The organism is Kitasatospora sp. NPDC127116, assembly GCF_042677365.1.
Classification (GTDB): domain Bacteria; phylum Actinomycetota; class Actinomycetes; order Streptomycetales; family Streptomycetaceae; genus Kitasatospora; species Kitasatospora lactacystinica.
On record NZ_JBHXTL010000011.1, the window covers coordinates 113,169 to 131,780 of the forward strand.

Consider the following 18,612-nt stretch of genomic DNA (forward strand, 5'->3'; position numbering starts at 1 on the left):
GCGGGTCCGGCTCCAGGATGGTCGTCGTCCGGACCGGTGGTTCCCGGCCCGGCGACGAGTCTTCCGGCCCCGGCCGCCCCGGACATCAGGGGCCGGGAGCCGTCGTTCCCCGACCTTCCGTCAGGGTCGGCCCGGAGGGGTGGCGCAGGGGGGCGGCCGGTCGTCGGCGAAGGAGGCCCAGGAGACGCAGGAGACGCAGGAGACGCAGGAGGCGCAGGAGGCGCAGGAGGCGCAGCCGCCGTCCTGCCCGGCGAGTGGGTCGGTTGCCTCTCCAACGGCATATCGGGGGCTACCCTCGTCGCAGTCGTCCGCTCCGCCCGCGCCTCGCGGCCGGTGCTCCGACGCCGCGCCGTCGCTCCCGGGAGGTCGGGAATGTCATCGCCGGACGCCTGCGCTCCGATCCGTCAGGCCGTGATCCTCGCGGGCGGACGCGGCAGGCGACTCGCCCCGCACACGAACCTGCGCCCCAAGGCGATGGTCGAGGTGAACGGCACACCGCTGCTGCGCCACCAGATCGACCGGTTCGCCGACGCGGGCGTGGAGACGGTGGTGGTCTCGGCGGGCTACCGCTCGCAGGTGATCACCGACTACGTACGCGCGGCGACCCTGCCGATCCGCACCACCGTGGTCGTGGAGGCCTCCCCGCTGGGGCGGGGCGGAGGACTGAAACTCGCCGCCCGCGCACTTCCGGCGCCGCGGGAACCGTGGTTCGCCGTCTACGGCGACATCTGGGCCGACTTTCCCCTCACCGCGCTGGGCGCCCACCACCTGCGATGCGGGGCACTGGCCACGGTCGCGCTGGTCCCGCCCCGGCTGCCCCGGGGCACGGTCCGCTGCGACGCCCTGGGGAGGGTCGCCGAACTCGCCGCGCCGCCCCCGCCCGTCTGCACGGTCAACGGTGGCGTGTACGCCTTCGAGCCCGGCGTCGTCCCCCTGCTGCCGGACCGGGGGGACCACGCGAACACGACTCTCCCGCACCTGGTGCGGCTGCGGCAGCTGGCGGGATACCGCGCCGACGGCTTCTGGTGCGCGGTCAACACCCCGCACGACCTGCGGGAACTGCGCACACGCGGGGCGGCGCCGACCCGCCCGGAACCGATCCGGCCACCGACCGCCGCCACGGGAGCGGATCCGGCTTCCCGTTGACCCGGGCCGTCACGCCCGGCTCCGTCACGCCCGACTCCGCAGCACCCGGCTCCGCAGTGCCCGGCTCCGCAGCACCCGGCTCCGCAGCACCCGCTCGATCGGGACGTCCGCAGGCTCCGTGAGCGGATGGAGCAGGCTCGGGAAAAGTCCTGCCCGACCGTCACATCCCGTGCCACAGTGGACGATCCGGCGCGCCGACCTCATGCGGGCCGGAAGGATTCTCGAAGGTCTGGGGGACGAGTGGGATCCGGAACCGACATGACCGGCGACGGCCGGCCGACCGTGCTGGTGCGTGACGTGGTGCGATCGGTCGTGGAGACCCTCGCACCGGAGGAACTGTTCCTGGTGGAGGGGCTCCGCCGCTTCGACGACGCCACGGTGGTGCGGCGGCTGAGCCGCGGTGGAGGGCGGCGCGAGCCGCTGGGGTTCGGGATCGGGGAGGTCGCCGCCCTGGTGACGCCCGTCGTCTGGCTGGTGCTCGACGAGGTGGCGCAGCGGATGGTGGCCACGACGGTGGACCGCGCCTCACGAGGGGCCACGGGCCTGGTGCGGCGGCTGTTCCGGCGACCGGCCCGCGCGGCCGAGCTCCAGCCGCTGACCAGGGAGCAGCTGGCCGAGGTGCGGGCCCTGCTCCTGACGGCGGGCGAGCAGCGCGGCCTCGCGCCCGATCTCACCGAGGAGATCGCCGACAGGGTCGTGGCCCGGCTGGCCCTGTCCCGCGCACTGGACCCGCCCACTCCGCCCACCCCACCGGCCCCGGAGCCCCCCACCGACCCCACCGGCACCGGGCAGGACTAGGTGAACGCCACCGGGGCGCCGCCCGGACGGCCGCGGATCGACGAAAGGGTCCTCGGCGCGGGCACGGGCCCCCGGTTCGTCGTCCTGCTGCTCCTGATGCTCACCGCCGGCGGCGCCATGATCCTCGAAGTGGTCAGGGTCCTGGCCGACGGGGACGAGTCCGGGTGCAGCCTCGCCGCGGGCGTGGACCCGGCTGACGGCAGCTACTGGAAGACGTCGCTCAGCATCTCCGGCCAGGTCACCGCCTCCCGCTTCTGCCTGTCCCTGTGGGCGCCCGCGCCGCCGTGGTGGCAGGTGGCCGCCTGGCCGCTGCTCCTGCTGGTGGTGGCCGCCCTGCTCTTCGCCGCGCTGCCGCACTGGAAGGCCCGGCGCGGCCGCGTCATCCCGCTGGCCGCGGTCGATCCGGACGGCGAACTCCTCGCCCTGCTCACCGAACTGTGCACGGCGACGGGCGTGGCGCCGACGCCCCGGGTGGTGGTCGACCCCGCGGCCGCCTCGGTCAGCGCGGTGGTCTTCGGCCGCACCCGCCGCCCGGTCGTCTGCCTGCACGGCGGCCTGCTCGCCGTCCGGCGGCGCGATCCGAAGCGGTTCCGGGCGGTGCTGCTGCACGAACTCGCCCACATCGCCAACCGGGACGTCACCCTGACGTACCTCACGGTCGCCCTGTGGCGGGTCTTCCTCGCACTGGTGCTGCTGCCGTACGTGCTCTGCCTGGGCTACGTGATCTACGGCGTGGTGGCGGACGGCCGGGTGCCGCAGCTGGACCGGGCCGTGGCGCTGGCCGTCGTCATGGTCGTGCTGCTGTACCTCGCCCGCTCCGACGCGCTGCGCAGCCGGGAGATCTACGCCGACCTGGCCGCGGTGCGCTGGGGCGCGGACCCGCACGGCTGGTCCGTCGGCGCCGCACCGTCCGGGAGCGCGGTGCGCCGCCTGCTCGACGCTTTCCTCGACCTGTGGCGCACCCATCCACGGTGGGGCCTGCGCCAGGGGGCCCTGGTCGATCCCGCCCCGCTGTTCCGCACCTCGGTCCTGCCGCTCTTCCTCATCGGCACCGTGCCCGTCCTGGCCGTGCAGCAGGTGCTCCGGCAGATCGCGCCGTACCGCGTGAACTTCACCAACAACCTGATGACGCTGCTCGTCATCGTTCCCGGTGCCCTGGTGACCGGCGTGATCGTCGTCGCCCTGTGGCGGGCGGTGGTGTACGCCGTCCTGACCGGAACCCGGGTGCCCTCCGGGGCGTGGGCCGGGGGGTGGCTGGGCGCCGGCATGTCGGCCGGCCTGGTCCTCAGCGGCTGGGGCGCGGGCTGGGCCTGGCAACCGCAGCGGCCGCTGGTCCTGCTGGTACCGGTGGCGGCGGGAGCGGCCTTCGGCTGGTGGACCACCCAGTGCGCGCACCTGTGGACCCGCACCTCACGAGGCCGGACCCCGCGCCCCGCGCTCACGCTCTGCCTGGCCGCCGGCTGCGTCGCCATGACGTCGTGGCTCACCTGGTGGATGCTCGCCGGAGCCACGGCGCTGAACAGGGACTTCCCGGGCGCCCAGGCCGTCGCCCAGTCCGTCCTGCAGTGGCTTCCTTCCAAAGCCCCGACCGGGGACCTGACCAGGATTCCCGGCATCGCCACGGTGCTGCCGCAGCTGTCGAACGTCGCCGACACACCGATGGGCTCACTGGCCGTCATCGTCCTGTGGGTCGTGCCGCTGCTCGCCTGGGCGTCCGGCAGCGCGGTCCGGACCCCTCGTTGGATGCCGGACCGGGCACCCCGGCCGGAACGTCCCGTGGCGCCGCTGCGCAAGGTCGTGCTGCCCGGACTGCTGGGCGGAGCACTGGCGAGCCTGGCCGTCGTCGGCGTCCAGGCCTGGATCCACACCGCGCAGCCGGTACCGGACGCGCGGGGCGGGCTCTACGCCCTGCGGTACGCGGGCCTCCTGCTGACGGCGCTCTGCCTGCCCGCAGGCCTGGCCGCCGCCGTGGCGAGCGCCGCCGACCGGCGCTTCCGGCTGCTGGGCGCCCTGACCGCCGCCGGGACGGCGACCGTGCTGGGGGCCGCCGCGATGACGCTCCTCGTCTCGGTGGACGGCTGCGTCGCCCCGCTCAACGTCCTCTCGGACAGCTGCGCCTGGCGGCCGGCCTGGTGGAGGCCGTTGTTCCCGTTCACATTCGTGCTGAACAACGCCCTCGTCCTCTCCGGGCTCACCGCCGTCGTCGCCGCGCTCACCGCTGCCGCCGTCACGGCCGTCCGCCGTCGACGGCGGCCTGACGCACGCGTCTCCGTCCACCCCGAGCCCCAGGCCGGTGGGCAGGGAGCCCGTGGACCGCGCGCACGCCGCCTCGCGGTGATCCTGCTGTGCGTCGTGGCGGTCGCGGGCACCGCGGCGGACGGCGGCTTCAGGAGGTACCAGCTGGGCTTCATGGTCAACGAGCTCACGTCCCAGCGCTCCCTGGTGCAGTTCTGGGGGCTCCCGGACCCGCCGCGGTCGGAGTTGACCCGCGTGCGGCAGATCCGGGCCTGGTACCGCCTCAGCGGCGACGACCTCATCGACATGGCGGTCTCGTACGACAGTCGCCTGACCGCCGCCGTCCGGGAGGCCCAGGCCGCCAAGGACAGTTGGGACGCGCTGGACCGCCGCCTCCGGCCGGCCTGCACCCAGTGGGGGAGCGCCGCCTGGTTCGAGACGGTCTGGTTCCGCGTGCCCGCCGACCCGCGCCTACGGGCCGACTGGCACGCGCTGACCACCAAGGCGGACAACGGCAGTCGCGGCTGCGCCCAGGCACTGACCGCCCGCGACCAGGCCGGCCTGAGAAGCGCCCTGCTCGACCTGTATGCGGCCCGCCGCTGCGCGGAATCGGTCAACGCCGGGATCGACGGGATCCTCCGCGCGGGCGGCTTCCGGGGCACCACCCGCCCGCCCGCGCAGGGCACCGCGGCGGTCTGCGACCGCCCGGCGCCCTGAGGCGTGTCCCTCCTCCGTCGGTGACGACCGGCGAGCCGGGGGGCTGTGCCCGGGCGGCGGTCAGCCGTCCACCGGCCGCAGCACGTTCTGCCGGTAGGCGGCCGGGTCGTCGATGTTGCCCGGCTCCTTGTACAGGCACACGATGTACGACTCCAGACCGTCCTTGGTGTCGGCCGTCCCCGCGCCGGCGGCCCGGGCGCAGCCGATGCGGGTCGTTGCCTTCCACACCACCTGGGTGAACCCGCCCGTCCCCGGGTTCTGGTCGTAGCCGGGCTGGTCGTACCGGTAGTCGCGGCCCTGCTGGTACCAGCGGTCCACGGCGACATGTGCCGCGGCCGGCTCGGTGCCCGGCTCGACCGACCCGATCCAGCCCCACCAGACGTTCTCCCCCACGCCCTTGACCCGGCCCTCGTTCACCAGGTCGAGCTTGTGACCGGTGCTCAGGCGGGTGACGCGCTGCTCGGCGTACCCGACGAGCTCGGGATCCTGCGTCAGGGGCGGGGCGCTGTGCGCGGCACGGTACCGGTTGTGCGTCCGGAGGGCATCGTCCTGGAACGCCTGGTCCGTCACGAGCGGAAGCGCGGGGCGGGGAAAGGCCTCGGCGGCCCGGACCGGCTGCGCCGGCACGAGCACTCCCATGACCGCCGCCGCGCTGCACGCTCCCAGGACGGCGTTGCGGATTCGACGTCGTTCCACGGCGGTCTCCTTCGCGTTCCGAGTGATCGTCACCGGGTTAACGCCACCGGGGGCCGAGAGGGCACGGGACGCCGGGCGGGCACCACGCAGAAAGGAGTGGGAAGTCGGACCGGCCGACTTCCCACTCCTGCCCTGTGGCCCATTGGGGTGCTGAGGCGCTCGGGGCGCCAGGGGCCGCGGAGGCGGTCAGCCCCCCATGCAGGCCCTCCACTGGCCGCGGGCGAAGGACTCGCCACCGGACCAGTAGTTGACGTTCCACGCCGCGGTGCACTGCTCCCTCTTGGACAGCTGCCGCGGGTAGGCGTTCGCCTCGGCGCCGGTGGCCAGGACGAGCACGGGGGCCAGCACTGCCGCGGCGAGCGCGGTGGCGGCCAGTCGACGGATCTTCATGGATGTGGATCTCTCTGCCGGAGAGCCGGGTGCTCCGGCGCAGCCCCGCGACAGCCCGCGGAGCCCGAACTCCGAAGCCCGGCCGGAGCGTTCGGCTCCGTGCGGCACATCCTGGCAGCGGCGGTCGGCCTGGGGACATCCCACAAACCTGGGATGGTCCGGGCCCACGACGCCGACAGGCGGGGTGGGAAGTCGGACGGGCCGACTTCCCACCCCTGGTGACTCGGAGGATCGGTGGGGTCTCGCGGGGTTCAGGGCGCGTCGGGGCCGCCGGGGGCATCGGGGCCGTCGGGGGCATCGGGGGCATCGGGGGCATCGGGGGCATCAGGGGCATCAGGGGCCTCCGCGAGGTCGAACTCCAAGGACAAGAGCGGCCCCCGGCTCAGCTTCTCCCACGCCGCCTGGCAGGCATCCGTCACCTTCGCCGGCGCCACCGAGGCCGCCTCGGCGCACCACCCGACAGATTCACTCCGTACGGGTCTCGGCCAGCAGGCAGACGTAGGAGCGGTCCTCCCGCTGCGGGTTCGGCTGTTCCACCCGCGCCGTGACGGTGAACCCGGCCTGTTCGAGGAGTTCGACGAGCCGCCCGGCCGGGACGAGGTGCGAGGCGTACGTCACCGGGTGGCCGTACGCCCGGGCCGGGCGCAGCAGTTGGGGCTCGCCGACGTGGCCGCCGAGGAGGAGGTGGCCGCCGGGCGCGAGGAGGCGGGCGAACTCGGTGAAGAGCGCGGGCAGTTGATCTGCCGGGGTGTGGTGGACGGAGTACCAGGCGAGGATGCCGCCGAGGGCGCCGTCGGGCAGGTCGAGTGCGGCCATCGAGCCGTGCAGGAAGCGCAGTCGGGGGTGGGCCCGGCGGGCGAGCGCGACCATCCCGCCGGACACGTCCACCCCGAAGGCCGACAGCCCCAACCCCGCCAGGTACGCCGTCACCCGCCCCGGTCCGCAGCCGAGGTCCGCGACCTCGCCGCCGCCCGACTCCCGTACCAGCTCGGCGAAAGCGGCGAGCATCGCCCGGGACACCGGGTCCATGCCCTCCGGCGGGACGACCAGGCGGAGGTAGTCGGCGGCGACGGTGTCGTAGGACTCGCGGACGGCGGCGAGGTGCGCGGGGTCGTTCGACGCGGGGTCGGTCAACGCGCGGCCTTGGCGGCCCTGGTGGCGCGCTCGGCGAAGACCTTCTCCCGGCGGTCGGCGGTCTGCTTCATCATCCGCTTGCGGTCGCGGGCGGAGAGCCGGTCGATGTAGAGCCCGCCGTTCAGGTGGTCGGTCTCGTGCTGGAGGCAGCGGGCGAAGTAGCCGGTGCCCTCGATGGTGATGGGCTCGCCGTGCTGGTTGAACCCGCGCACCACGGTCCGGGCCGGGCGGGCGAGCCCGGTGTTGGCGCCGGGGACGGAGAGGCAGCCCTCGGTCTCCTCGATGAGCGCGCGCCCGGGCTCCTGCTCCTCGATCACCGGGTTGAGGATGTGGCCGGTGTGCCGGACGCCGTCGTCGTCGGGGCAGTCGTAGACGAACAGGCGCAGGTCGACGTCCACTTGGTTGGCGGCGAGGCCGCAGCCGTCGGCGACGTGCATGGTGGCGAACATGTCGTCGATCAGCCGGGCGAGGCGCTCGCTGCCGAAGTCCTCCTCGGTGGCCGGGCGGCAGGTGCGGCGCAGGATCTCCTCCCCCACCTCGGTGATCCGCAGGACGGTCGGGCGTTCGCGCAGCTCGGACACAGGCACTCCCTCGATGGACTTGCTGTCAGCTTTGCAAAGTAGCAGACTTTGCAAAGTGACCGAAGACCTCGTCAGAACCGGCTCCCTCCCCGAGCACGCCGTCCGCACCGCGCTGCTGGAACTGCTCGCCGAGCACGGCACCGTCACCTCCACCGAGGCCGCCGCCCGGCTCGGCCTCAGCTCGGGCCTCTGCTCGTTCCACCTGCGGCAACTGGCCCGGTACGGGCTGATCGAGGAGGCCCCGGCCACCGACGGGCGGGCCCGGCCGTGGCGGCTGCCGACAGCCCGACGGGCGGAGACCGACGGCGGGTTCGGCGAACTGGCGCGCGGCCTGGAGGACGAGAGCCACCGGCACTGGCTCGCCCGGCGCGCCGAGGCCCCGGCCGAGTGGCAGCAGGACGAGGCGTTCAGCGCCGTCGTCCATCTGACCCCCGCCGAACTGGCCGCCGTCGCCGAGGAGTTCCGCCGGGTGCTGGCCCGCTACCGGGGCCGCGACACCGACCCGGCCACCCGGCCCGCCGGCGCCCGCCCGGTCGCCGCCGTCGCCCGGCTCTTCCCGCTCCTCGACCAGTAGCTCAGACAGCGCGCGACCGCGCCCGCACCGCCCGCACCAGCGGCCCCGCCACCAGCCCCAGCGCCGCCCCCAGGGCGACCCCCTGCACCCCGTCCCAGACGTCCTGCACATCGCAGGCCCGCCCGATCGCCGGCACCGCGTAGTGCACCGCCGACACCGCGAACGGCAGCACCGCCGCACCCACCAGCGCCACCACCGCCCGCCGCCGCGTCCCGGCCAGCGCGGCCGCGAAGCCGACCGGGGCGTAGGTCGCCAGCTTCAGCTCGATGTGCCGCACGTGCAGCAGCTCGTACGGCGAGCGCGGCCTGCCGCCCTCCACGGCGCAGTGCCGGACGGCGCCCTCGGTGAGCCGGAAGGCGTCCGGCAGCAGCGTCGCCACGACCACCCCGCCGAGGCCGAGCAGCAGCACGAAGCCCACCACCCAGTGGGCTCGCAGCAACCGCCCCACCGGCCGGTTCCACAGGGCCGCGGGCACCAGCGAGAGCAGCAGCCCGGGCCAGAACATCGGCATCCCGCCGAGCACCGTACTGATCACGCCTCAGACGGACGCCCCGGGCACCCGCCCGGTTCTCGCTCCGACGGGAAAAACCGACCGCGGCACCCCTGGCCCGGAGGCCGGGCCTCAGTGCGGGATCGAGGAGATCAGCTCCTGCGCCCCCTGCCGCTTGAGCGCCAGCGCCACCGAGGTCCCGAGGTCCTCCGGGCTGAGCGCCCCCGCCCACTCGTGGGCGTCCAGCACCCGCTTGCCGTCCGGGGTGAAGACGCGGCCGCGCAGCGAGAGGCGGCCGTCCCGCTCGGCCCGGGCGTAGCCGGCGATCGGGCTGTTGCAGTGGCCCTGGAGCGCGTGCAGGAACATCCGCTCGGCCGCCGCCTCGCGCCAGGTGTCGCGGTGGCCGAGGCCGGTGACCGCCTCGATGGTCGCGGTGTCGCCCTCGCGGCACTGCAGGACGAGGATGCCGGCGCCGATCGGCGGGCACATCGCCTCGATGCCGAGCACCTCGGTGATCCGCTCCGGCCGGCCGATCCGCTCCAGGCCGGAGACGGCGAGCAGCAGTGCGTCGACGTCCCCGGCGTCCAGCTTGGCGAGCCGGCTGTTGGCGTTGCCGCGGATCGGGACGCACTCCAGGTGGGGGTGGGAGGCGGCGAGCTGGGCGACCCGGCGGACGGAGGAGGTGCCGATCCGGGTGCCCGGCGGGAGGGCGGCCAGCGGCAGGCCGCCGGGGTGGACGAGGGCGTCGCGGATGTCGTCGCGGCGCAGGTAGGCGGCGAAGACGGTGCCGGCGGGCAGCGGCCGGTCGGCGGGTACGTCCTTGAGGCAGTGCACGGCGACGTCGGCCTCCCCGGCGAGCAGCGCCGCGTCGACCTCCTTGGTGAAGGCGCCCTTGCCGCCGAGTTGGGCGAGATCACCCGTCCAGCGGTCGCCCGAGGTGGTGACGGGCACCACCTCGGTGCGCAGGCCCGGCTGCAGGGCGGCGAGTTCGGTGCGGACCCGCTCGACCTGGGCGAGCGCCATGGGCGAGGAGCGGGAGACGATGCGGATCAGCTCAGCGGTGGCCATGGCGCGATGATAGGCGTCCGCACAGCGGTGATTGAGCATGCGTCAGCCGGTATGACACACGCGGCGCGGGATTCCGCAAGCTCGGACAACACGGGCGGCCGGTCGGGAGTCCCGACCGGCCGTCGTCACCGCTGCGCGGGCTCACTCGTTGTGCAGCACCTCGGCGATCGGCAGCCGGGCCGCCGAACGCGCCGGGACGAGCGCGCCGAGGACGGCGATCGCGACGCCGGCGAGGGCGAGGCCGACGAGCAGCGGGGCGCCCCAGACGTCCATCGTCGCCTCCGGGAAGTTGATGATCCGGACGTTCTCGGCGATCAGCCGGTGCACCACCACCCCGACCGGGATGCCGACGATGCCGCTGACCACGCCCTGCCAGGCCACCGAGGTGACCGTCATCGCGACGACCTGCCGGGGCGTCATCCCGATCGACTTCAGCATGCCGAGGTCGCGGCGGCGCTCGCGGATGGTGAGCAGCAGGGTGTTGAAGACGCCGAGCGCGGCGACCACCGACAGCAGGACGCTGAAGGTCGTGCTGAAGGTCTTGATCGCGACGACGGGCCCTGCCGAACCCGCCGTGACGACCGAGGACGAGAGGCTCGGGTCGGCGGCCGTGACGGCCTTCCGGTACGCCTCGGCGTCGGCGCCGTCGGCGAGCCGCACGTCGTACTCGACCACGTGCGGGTCGGGGGTGAGCAGGGCCCTGGTGGCGTCGTTCGAGGAGATCGAGTTGGCGTTGCCCTGGATCTCCTCGCCGACGACGGTGACGGTGGTCTGCCGGCCGTCCAGGACCAGGGTGAGCCGGTCACCGAGCTTGATCCCGTGCTGGTCGAGGAAGGCCGGCCCGGCCTCGACCTCGTTCAGCCCGGTCGCCGGGCGGCCCTCGACCACGTCGAGCCGCCGGTGGTCGACCATGGCGTCGCCGCCGTAGAAGTTCGCGAAGACGGGCTGGGGCTGTCCGACGACGCCGATCCGGACCAGCCCGCGGACGGAGACCCGCTCGGCGCCGGGGGCGGCGTGCAGCATCGCCTCGGTCTGCTCCGGGGTCAGCCGGGGCTCGATCCCGCTGCCCGCGAAGTGGCTGGTCTGCACGTTGACATGGGTCCTGCCGTCGGCCGAGTCCATGACCTTGGTCAGGGTGCTGCTCAGGCCGGTGGTCACGGTCACGGTGACCACCCCGAGCGCGATCGCCGCGATGGTCAGCGCGGTCCGGGCCGGGCGGGCGAAGGGCTGGCCGAGACCGAGGCTGACGGCGCGCGGCAGCCGGGTGCCGCTCAGCCGGCGCTGGACCTTCAGCCCGCGTCCGGTGCGCGGCGCGCTGCCGGCCGAGATGGCCTGGGCGGCGGAGAGCCGGTGGGCGCGCGAGGCGGGGACGAGCGCGGCGAGGACGACCAGCAGCGGGACGCTGATCAGGGTGGCGGCGGGCAGCCAGCCGGCCGGCTCGATCACGGCGGAGCCGGTCGAGATCCCGGAGAACGCGGTCCGGAGGATCGGGTACGCCGCCGCCCAGCCGGCCGCCGTCCCGAGGACGGTGCCGACGACGGCGGGCACCGAGACCATGGTCAGGTAGACCGTGACCACCTGGCGCGGGGTGAAGCCGATCGACTTCAGCACACCGATGTGCCGGTAGCCGGAGACCACCGCGCCGCTCACCACGTTGCCGACGATCAGCGCGGCGACGATCAGACCGAGCACGCCGAAGACCGTCATCAGCGGCAGGTAGGCGTCGGCGCCCGCCGAGAAGGCCTGCTTGAGCACCAGGTACGACTGCGTGCTGGTGAGGGCGTCCTTGGGCGCGCCCTCGGTGGCGGTGCCGAGCGAGGCGGTCAGCTGCTGCTCGGTGGCCGCGTCGGTGAAGCGGTAGAGCATCTGCCGGGCGGTGGGGTGCAGGGCGGCCGCCTGCGCGGGGGTGACCCAACCGCCGGAGGACTGGCTCATGCCGGTCGCGAAGCCGACGACCGTGAGCTTCAGTCCCGTGCTGGTGACGAGCTGAGAGCCGAGGTTCCTCGTCCCGGCGCCCCCGGCCGGGTTGTTGACGACCACCTCGCCGGGCGCGGTGGCCCAGCGGCCGACCAGCAGGTCCACCCGGTCCACCGGCGCGTCCGCCGGGTCGGCCCGGCCGACCAGGGTCAGCGGTCCGGGCGGGCGGCCGACCCAGTCCGTGGGGATCTCCACCACGGCCTGGTCGAACGGTCCGGCGGCCGCCTCGACGCCCGGCCGGTGGGCGGTGGCGGCCAGTTGCTCCGCCGAGGCCTTGGCCGGGTCGAAGGCGGCGGTGACGTGCGCACCGCGCTCGGCCTCGAAGGCCGCGTCGAACGGCGCCCGGGCGGCGCTGATCACCGCGAGGGCGAGCAGCACCGTCGCGGTGGAGCAGAAGACGACCAGGCCGATCACGACGGTCTGCACCCGGCGGCGCTTCACGGCCGCCCGGGAGGCCCGCCACACCGCGCCGGTCATGACTGCGGCTCCAGCATCCGCTCGTTCGCCACGCGGCCGTCCGCCATCTCGACCAGCCGGCTGGCGCAGCGGGTGGCCAGGCCGGGGTCGTGGGTGACGATCAGCAGGGTCTGCCCGATCTGGTTGAGGTCGATCAGGAGGTCCATCACCTGCTCGCCGGAGCGGCTGTCCAGCGCGCCGGTGGGCTCGTCGGCGAGCAGCAGGGCCGGGCGGTTCATCAGGGCGCGGGCCACCGCGACCCGCTGGCGCTCGCCGCCGCTGAGCGTCGCCGGGTAGACGTCCTTGCGGTGGGCGACGCCGAGTTCGTCCAGCAGCTCCAGTGCCCGGCGGCGGGCCTGGCGGGCGTTGGTACCGGTCAGCTGGGCGGCCAGGGCGACGTTGTCGAGGGCGGGGAGGTCGTCGATCAGGTTGAAGAACTGGAAGATCATGCCGATGTGGCGGCGGCGGAGGAGGGCCAGTCCGTTCTCGTTCAGCCCTCCGAGGTCCTGGCCCTGCACCCGGACGGTGCCGGCGGTGGGCCGGTCGAGTCCGGCCACCATGTTCAGCAGGGTGGACTTGCCGCAGCCCGAGGGGCCCATCACGGCGACCGCCTCGCCCGCGCGGATCCGCAGGTCGACGCCGTCGAGCGCCTTGGCGTCGCCGAACTCCTTGTGGACCCCGGACAGCTCGACGACGACCTGCGCGTCGCCCGGCCGGGAGGTCCCGTCGTGGTCGTTGCTCATGGTGGACGACCGTAGGCGCGGGGCCGTCGCCGGCACGTCCCACCCCGGGTGTAACCGCGGGCGGCCGTAGTACCCGGGATGTACGGGGGCGGCACCCCCGGATGATGTGGATCATGCCGTGACCTGGGAGGCTGGTGCCGTGTGGGGATCGGGGTGGGAGTGGGCGGCCTTCGCGACGGCCGGGGCGGCGGCCGCGGCGGCCTGCTGGCTGGGCGTGGCGCTGGCCCGGGCGCGGCGGCTGCACCGGGCGGCCGTCGGCGAGCGCGGCTGGCTGCTGGAACGGGAGCGGGAGAGTGCCGCCCGGACCGCCGTGGACGCCGAACGGGCGCGGATCGCCGCCGAGTTGCACGACATCGTGAGCCACAACGTGAGCCTGATGGTGGTGCAGGCCGGGGCCGCGCGCGAGGTGCTGACCACCATGCCGGAGGAGGCCGCGGCAGCGATGGCCGCGGTCGAGGCGGCCGGGCGGGACGCGATGACCGAACTGCGGCACCTGCTCGGCCTGCTCGCCCCCGCCGCGGACGGCGGCGAGGAGCCGGCCGCGAACGGGTTCGCGCCGCAGCCCAGCCTGAGCCGGCTGAGCCCGCTGATCGACCGGTTCGCCTTCGCCGGGCTGCCGGTCGAGGTGCGGATCTCCGGCGAGCCGCGGCCGCTGCCCGGCGGCATCGACGTGACGGCGTACCGGATCGTCCAGGAGGCACTGACCAATGCGCTCAAGCACGGGGACGGGGTGACGGCGGAGGTGACGGTGCGCTACGCGGACCACTACCTGCGGGTGGAGGTGCTGAACAGCGGTCCGAGCGTGCTCTCCGGGGCACCCGCCGCGCCGGCCGGGCCGGGGCCGGACGGCGCCGGGCGCGGGCTGCTCGGCCTGCGCGAGCGGGTCGCGGTGTACGGCGGCGACCTGGACGCCCGGCGCCGGATCGGCGGCGGCTTCCGGGTCCGCGCCCGGATCCCGCTGGACCGGCCGTGACGGGGGGCCGCACGGACCCGGAGCAGCCGCCGGAGCGCCGTCCGCGGGTGGTGATCGCCGATGACCAGGAGCTGGTCCGCACCGGCTTCCGGATGATCCTCACCGCGCGCGGCATCGACGTGGTCGCCGAGGCCTCCGACGGCGACGAGGCGGTGGCCGCCGCCGTGCTGCACCGCCCGGACGTCGCGCTGCTGGACATCCGGATGCCCGGCACGGACGGCCTGGAGGCCGCCCGGCGCATCCTGGCCCGGGTGCCCGGCTGCCGGGTGATCATGCTGACCACCTTCGACCTGGACCACTACGTCTACGCCGCGCTGTCCGCCGGGGCCAGCGGCTTCCTGCTCAAGGACGTCACCTCGGCCCACCTCGCCGCCGCCGTACGGCTGGTGGACACCGGGGACGCGCTGCTCGCCCCCTCGATCACCCGGCGCCTGGTCGAGCGTTTCGCGGCCGGCGCGCCGCGGCCGGCCCCGGGCTCCGAGGGCCCGGCGCTGCACCGCGACCTCGCCCCGCTGACCCCGCGCGAGGCGGAGGTGCTCACGCTGCTCGGGCGCGGGCTGTCCAACACGGAGCTGGCGCGCGAACTGACGCTCAGCGAGTCGACGGTGAAGACCCATGTGGCCCGGATCTTCGCCAAGCTGAACCTGCGCGACCGGGCGCAGGCGGTGGTGCTCGCCTACGAGACCGGGCTGGTCGCGCCGGGTGGCGGCTGACCGTCAACTCGCCGCCCGTCCGCACCAATTCGCGTGACTATCATCCGAATCTCACTCATTGGAGTTAACTCTTCACCGAATTCCCCTTTTTGCCAATTCATGGGGCACCATCTGCATGTCCACGCCCGAGCCGGACCGACACACCTCGGGCGCCACCCCCCGGCACGACGACAACACTTGGACCGGCCCGTGACCACCAACCCCCCCGTGTGGGACTGCCCCTTCCACCACACCGACGGCCTGGAGTTCGACCCCCTCCTGAAGCGACTGCTCACCGAGGACCCGGTCGCCAGGATCCGGCTGCCGCACGGCGAGGGCGAGGCCTGGCTGGCCACCCGCTACGAGGACGTCAGGGTCGTCACCACCGACCGCCGGTTCAGCCGCGCCGCGGGCATCGGCCGCGACCTGCCCCGGATGACGCCCGCCCCGATCGCCCAGGCCGAGGCCATCAACCTGATGGACCCGCCCGCCCACAACCGGCTGCGCCGGCTGGTCGCCCAGGGCTTCACCAACCGCCAGGTCGAGCGGATGCGCCCGGCCACCCAGCGGACCGTCGACGGCTACCTCGACGAGATGACCGAGCACGGCGCCCCCGCCGACCTGATGCGCTTCCTCGCCGACCGCCTCCCGCTCGCCACCATCTGCGAGCTGCTGGACGTCCCCGCGGCCGACCGCGCCGAACTGCGCGGCCACGCCGTGGCGATGATGCGGATGGGCCCGGGCAGCCGGGACGGCCAGGAGGCCGCCAAGACCGCCCTGCGCGGCTACTTCGCCGAGCTGACCGCCGAACGCCGGGCCCACCCCGGCGAGGACCTGATCAGCGCCCTCGCCACCGCCCGCGACGGCGACGAACTGCTGGACCCGGACGAGCTGACCGTCATGGCGATGGTCCTGCTGGTCACCGGCCACGACACCAGCACCTACCAGCTCGGCAACCTCACCTACACCCTGCTCACCCACCCCGAGCAGCTCGCCGGGCTGCGCGCCCGGCCGGAGACGCTGCCGCGCGCCCTGGAGGAGCTGCTGCGCTTCGTCCCCTTCCGCCAGGGCGTCGGCATCGCCCGGGTCGCCACCGAGGACGTCGAGCTGGGCGGCGTGCCGATCCGGGCCGGCGAGGCCGTGCACGTCTCCTACCTCACCGCCAACCGGGACCCGGCGGCCTACGAGCGCCCCGACGAGCTGGACCTCGACCGCGACGCCGGGCCCGTCAACATGACCTTCGGGCACGGCCAGCACCGCTGCCCCGGCTCGCACCTGGCCCTGATGGAACTGCAGGTCGCCATCGGCACCCTGCTGCGGCGCTTCCCCGGTCTGCGGCTGGCCGTCGACCCCGCCGAACTCGACTGGAACTCCGGCTCGATCTGGCGCTTCCCGCGCACCCTGCCGGTGGCCTGGTAGCCGACTCCCCCACCTGCCGCCGCCCCACCCTGCCGCCGCCCGCCCGCCGCCGCCCGTCACCCGCGGCCGCGCGGCGCCCGTACCGCTCCACGCATCCACCGGCCTGCCAGCAGGCCCCCAGGGGAGACCCACCCATGGCAACTCTCTGCCGCCCGGCGATCGGCGTGCCCGAGCACGTCATCACGCTGGACGAGACCCTCGACCTGGCCCGCACCCTGCACGCCGGCCACCCCCAGCTCGGCCTGGCGCTGCGGCTGATCGAGAACACCGGGGTGCGCACCCGGCACCTGGTCCAGCCGATCGAGCGGACCCTCACCCACCCGGGCTTCACCGTCCGCAACGAGGTGTACGAGCGCGAGGCCAAGCGACGCGTCCCCGAAGTGGTCGAACGCGCCCTCGCCCACGGCGAGTTGACCGCCCGGGACATCGACCTGATCGTCTACGTGTCCTGCACCGGCTTCATGATGCCGTCGATGACCGCCTGGCTGATCAACACCATGGGCTTCCGCGCCGACACCCGCCAGGTGCCGATCGCCCAGCTCGGCTGCGCGGCCGGCGGCGCCGCCGTCAACCGGGCGCACGACTTCTGCCGCGCCTACCCGGGCGCCAACGTGCTGATCGTCGCCTGCGAGTTCTGCTCGCTCTGCTACCAGCCGACCGACCTCGGCGTCGGCTCGCTGCTCTCCAACGGCCTGTTCGGGGACGCCGTCGCCGCCGTGGTGATGCGCGACAACGGCGGGTACGGCGTACAGGTCGAGCGCAACGGCTCGCACCTCGTCCCGCACACCGAGGACTGGATCTCGTACGGGGTCAAGGACACCGGCTTCCACTTCCAGCTGGACAAGCGGGTGCCCGGCACCATGGAGATGCTCGCGCCCGCGCTGCGCGCCCTGGCCGGGGAGCACGGCTGGGACGTCTCCGGGCTCGGCTTCTACATCGTGCACGCGGGCGGCCCGCGCATCCTCGACGACCTGTGCCGCTACCTCAACCTGGAGCCGGCCACCTTCCGCTACAGCCGTGCGACGCTCACCGAGCGCGGCAACATCGCCAGTGCCGTGGTCTTCGACGCCCTGGCCCGGCTGTTCGCCGACGGCGGCGTGCCCGAGGGCACCACCGGACTGATCGCGGGCTTCGGACCGGGCATCACCGCCGAGATCTCACTGGGCAGTTGGGTCGGCGCACCGGCCGAGGCGCCGCGCCCGCGCCGCCCACGAGCCATCTCCACCTCCGACATTGCCCTCGTCCATCCGACCGCCCCCCGCCGTTTCCCGGCCGGCACTACCATCGCCGAATGACTGACACCACGGACCGCGCCGACACCTCCGCCAGAGCCGCCGAACTCGCCGCGAGGTTCCCGGCGTTGCACGCACCGCAGTACTGGAGCTGGGGACGGTTCGACGCGCAGTTCTCCACCGAGCTGCCGCCGGACGCGCTGGTCACCAACATCCACCTGGTCGGCTTCGCGGACGGTCGGGTGGTGCTCTGCCGGGACGACCGGGACCACTGGTTCCTGCCCGGCGGCACCCGGGAGCGGGACGAGAGCATCGTCTCCTGCCTCGCCCGCGAGCTGGGCGAGGAGGCGGGCGCCCGGCTGCTCGGCGAGCCGCACTGGCTGGGTGCGCACCGCTGCCGCACCGAGGACCCGACGCCCTACCGGCCGTGGCAGCCGCACCCGGAGAAGGCCTGGCTGTGGGGCTGGGGCGAGGTGGCGCTGGACTCCGCGCCGACCAACCCGACGGACGGCGAGCAGGTGGTCGAGGTCCGCGCGGTGCCGCCCGCGGAGGCCCAGCGGCTGCTGCTGACCGGGCACGACGCCTGGTGGGGCGAGCTGGTCGCGCTGGCGGTGGAGCTGCGCCGACAGGCCGGCCTGGGCTGAGCGCCCGGCCCCGACGGCCGTTCCCGCGGCTGCGGAAGGTCACTTGAACGGCGGAACACCAAGTGAAGATGTCCGTTTTGTGATGGTATTACTCAGCCATGGACACCACTTCACTGGCCGTGGACTACCCGGTGCTCAACATCTTCTGGACGATGCTGGAGTTCTTCCTCTGGGTCCTCTGGTTCTTCCTGCTTTTCAAGATCATCACGGACATCTTCCGCAGCCACGACCTCAGCGGCTGGGGCAAGGCCGGCTGGCTGGTCCTGGTGATCATCCTGCCCCTGATCGGCGTCCTGGTGTACCTGATCGCCCGCGGGCAATCGATGACCAAGCGCGACCTCCAACAGGCCCAGGAGAACCAGGCCGCCTTCAAGGCCTACGTCCGGGACGCGGCAACGTCCGGGCCCGAGGCCGCCGGCCGCAGTCACGCCGACGAACTGGCGAAACTGGCGGACCTGAAGGAGAAGGGCGCCATCTCCGAGGAGGAGTACCAGAAGGCCAAGGAGAAGGTCCTGGCCTGAACGTCCGGACGGTCACCACGATCCGGACGGTCGCACGGCCGGGGCCGGGGGGGGCCCCTCGGTGGGGGGAGCGGCCCCCCCCCCCGGGGAGGCCTGGGCCGCCGCCCCGGGCCCCCGAGCCCCGCG

General features: G+C 74.1%; 18 protein-coding genes. 10 read left to right on the top strand and 8 right to left on the bottom strand.

The genetic code is table 11. The features are described 5' to 3' along the window. Nucleotides 1-372: 372 nt before the first annotated feature. The 3 genes from ACFVHV_RS07500 (at nucleotide 373) to ACFVHV_RS07510 (ending at nucleotide 4,896) form a co-directional block, all read left to right on the top strand. Nucleotides 373-1,146, top strand: coding sequence for an NDP-sugar synthase (locus ACFVHV_RS07500; RefSeq protein WP_380349523.1), 774 nt, complete (start codon nucleotides 373-375; stop codon nucleotides 1,144-1,146). Nucleotides 1,147-1,404: 258 nt separating this feature from the next. Beyond that, nucleotides 1,405-1,944, top strand: coding sequence for a hypothetical protein (locus ACFVHV_RS07505; RefSeq protein ID WP_359900043.1), 540 nt, complete (start codon nucleotides 1,405-1,407; stop codon nucleotides 1,942-1,944). Beyond that, nucleotides 1,945-4,896 carry a M48 family metalloprotease gene (locus tag ACFVHV_RS07510; RefSeq protein WP_380349526.1) on the top strand — a complete coding sequence of 984 codons (2,952 nt, stop codon included), beginning with the start codon at nucleotides 1,945-1,947 and terminating at the stop codon, nucleotides 4,894-4,896. It abuts the gene before it with no gap. 60 nt (nucleotides 4,897-4,956) lie between these two features. Here the strand turns inward: ACFVHV_RS07510 and ACFVHV_RS07515 are convergent, their stop codons facing one another. The 4 genes from ACFVHV_RS07515 to def form a co-directional block, all read right to left on the bottom strand. After that, a complete protein-coding gene (locus ACFVHV_RS07515; RefSeq protein ID WP_380349529.1) occupies nucleotides 4,957-5,592 on the bottom strand; it encodes a CAP family protein in 636 nt (211 codons plus the stop codon). A 186-nt stretch (nucleotides 5,593-5,778) separates the two neighbouring features. Continuing rightward, nucleotides 5,779-5,982, bottom strand: coding sequence for a hypothetical protein (locus tag ACFVHV_RS07520; protein WP_359900037.1), 204 nt, complete (start codon nucleotides 5,980-5,982; stop codon nucleotides 5,779-5,781). 465 nt (nucleotides 5,983-6,447) lie between these two features. Then, nucleotides 6,448-7,116, bottom strand: a complete 669-nt coding sequence (locus ACFVHV_RS07525) for a class I SAM-dependent methyltransferase (RefSeq protein ID WP_380349531.1) — start codon at nucleotides 7,114-7,116, stop codon at nucleotides 6,448-6,450. Beyond that, nucleotides 7,113-7,703, bottom strand: a complete 591-nt coding sequence (def, locus tag ACFVHV_RS07530) for a peptide deformylase (RefSeq protein WP_380349534.1) — start codon at nucleotides 7,701-7,703, stop codon at nucleotides 7,113-7,115. The genes ACFVHV_RS07525 and def overlap by 4 nt, the downstream gene beginning before the upstream one ends. Nucleotides 7,704-7,752: 49 nt before the next feature. Here def and ACFVHV_RS07535 point away from each other — a divergent pair, with 49 nt between their 5' ends. Next, nucleotides 7,753-8,271, top strand: coding sequence for a winged helix-turn-helix domain-containing protein (locus tag ACFVHV_RS07535; protein ID WP_359915464.1), 519 nt, complete (start codon nucleotides 7,753-7,755; stop codon nucleotides 8,269-8,271). 1 nt (nucleotide 8,272) lies between these two features. Here the strand turns inward: ACFVHV_RS07535 and ACFVHV_RS07540 are convergent, their stop codons facing one another. The 4 genes from ACFVHV_RS07540 to ACFVHV_RS07555 all read right to left on the bottom strand — a co-directional run bounded on the left by ACFVHV_RS07540 (nucleotide 8,273) and on the right by ACFVHV_RS07555 (nucleotide 13,005). Continuing rightward, a complete protein-coding gene (locus tag ACFVHV_RS07540) occupies nucleotides 8,273-8,806 on the bottom strand; it encodes a hypothetical protein (protein WP_380349537.1) in 534 nt (177 codons plus the stop codon). An 87-nt stretch (nucleotides 8,807-8,893) separates the two neighbouring features. After that, on the bottom strand, nucleotides 8,894-9,829 hold the full coding sequence (hemC, locus tag ACFVHV_RS07545; RefSeq protein WP_359915461.1) for a hydroxymethylbilane synthase: 936 nt from the start codon (nucleotides 9,827-9,829) through the stop codon (nucleotides 8,894-8,896). 141 nt (nucleotides 9,830-9,970) lie between these two features. After that, nucleotides 9,971-12,283: an FtsX-like permease family protein gene (locus tag ACFVHV_RS07550; RefSeq protein ID WP_359915330.1), complete on the bottom strand. Its 2,313-nt coding sequence runs from the start codon at nucleotides 12,281-12,283 to the stop codon at nucleotides 9,971-9,973. Continuing rightward, nucleotides 12,280-13,005, bottom strand: coding sequence for an ABC transporter ATP-binding protein (locus tag ACFVHV_RS07555; protein WP_359915332.1), 726 nt, complete (start codon nucleotides 13,003-13,005; stop codon nucleotides 12,280-12,282). Before ACFVHV_RS07555 ends, ACFVHV_RS07550 begins: the two co-directional genes overlap by 4 nt. A gap of 118 nt (nucleotides 13,006-13,123) precedes the next feature. Here ACFVHV_RS07555 and ACFVHV_RS07560 point away from each other — a divergent pair, with 118 nt between their 5' ends. The 6 genes from ACFVHV_RS07560 (at nucleotide 13,124) to ACFVHV_RS07585 (ending at nucleotide 18,486) form a co-directional block, all read left to right on the top strand. Beyond that, nucleotides 13,124-13,978, top strand: coding sequence for a histidine kinase (locus tag ACFVHV_RS07560; RefSeq protein ID WP_359915334.1), 855 nt, complete (start codon nucleotides 13,124-13,126; stop codon nucleotides 13,976-13,978). Next, entirely contained in the window at nucleotides 13,975-14,691 is a 717-nt protein-coding gene (locus ACFVHV_RS07565; protein ID WP_359915336.1) for a response regulator transcription factor, read from the top strand. Before ACFVHV_RS07560 ends, ACFVHV_RS07565 begins: the two co-directional genes overlap by 4 nt. 189 nt (nucleotides 14,692-14,880) lie before the next feature. Further along, the gene (locus ACFVHV_RS07570; protein WP_380349541.1) at nucleotides 14,881-16,089 is read left to right on the top strand and encodes a cytochrome P450; all 1,209 of its coding nucleotides are present in this window, start codon (nucleotides 14,881-14,883) and stop codon (nucleotides 16,087-16,089) included. A gap of 134 nt (nucleotides 16,090-16,223) precedes the next feature. Continuing rightward, nucleotides 16,224-17,384 (top strand): type III polyketide synthase, encoded by a 1,161-nt coding sequence (locus ACFVHV_RS07575; RefSeq protein ID WP_380349544.1) that lies wholly within the window; start codon nucleotides 16,224-16,226, stop codon nucleotides 17,382-17,384. Continuing rightward, entirely contained in the window at nucleotides 17,381-17,965 is a 585-nt protein-coding gene (locus tag ACFVHV_RS07580) for an NUDIX domain-containing protein (protein WP_359915341.1), read from the top strand. The genes ACFVHV_RS07575 and ACFVHV_RS07580 overlap by 4 nt, the downstream gene beginning before the upstream one ends. A gap of 98 nt (nucleotides 17,966-18,063) precedes the next feature. After that, nucleotides 18,064-18,486 (top strand): SHOCT domain-containing protein, encoded by a 423-nt coding sequence (locus ACFVHV_RS07585; RefSeq protein WP_359915343.1) that lies wholly within the window; start codon nucleotides 18,064-18,066, stop codon nucleotides 18,484-18,486. The last annotated feature ends 126 nt before the right edge of the window (nucleotides 18,487-18,612 follow it).

Excerpts from the sequence above, each read along its gene's own strand:
- ACFVHV_RS07555 (WP_359915332.1), bottom strand. The coding sequence starts at position 13,005 with ATGAGCAACGACCACGACGGGACCTCCCGGCCGGGCGACGCGCAGGTC.
- ACFVHV_RS07505 (WP_359900043.1), top strand. The coding sequence starts at position 1,405 with ATGACCGGCGACGGCCGGCCGACCGTGCTGGTGCGTGACGTGGTGCGA.
- hemC (WP_359915461.1), bottom strand. The coding sequence starts at position 9,829 with ATGGCCACCGCTGAGCTGATCCGCATCGTCTCCCGCTCCTCGCCCATG.
- ACFVHV_RS07575 (WP_380349544.1), top strand. The coding sequence starts at position 16,224 with ATGGCAACTCTCTGCCGCCCGGCGATCGGCGTGCCCGAGCACGTCATC.
- ACFVHV_RS07585 (WP_359915343.1), top strand. The coding sequence starts at position 18,064 with ATGGACACCACTTCACTGGCCGTGGACTACCCGGTGCTCAACATCTTC.
- ACFVHV_RS07580 (WP_359915341.1), top strand. The coding sequence starts at position 17,381 with ATGACTGACACCACGGACCGCGCCGACACCTCCGCCAGAGCCGCCGAA.
- ACFVHV_RS07550 (WP_359915330.1), bottom strand. The coding sequence starts at position 12,283 with ATGACCGGCGCGGTGTGGCGGGCCTCCCGGGCGGCCGTGAAGCGCCGC.
- ACFVHV_RS07520 (WP_359900037.1), bottom strand. The coding sequence starts at position 5,982 with ATGAAGATCCGTCGACTGGCCGCCACCGCGCTCGCCGCGGCAGTGCTG.
- ACFVHV_RS07500 (WP_380349523.1), top strand. The coding sequence starts at position 373 with ATGTCATCGCCGGACGCCTGCGCTCCGATCCGTCAGGCCGTGATCCTC.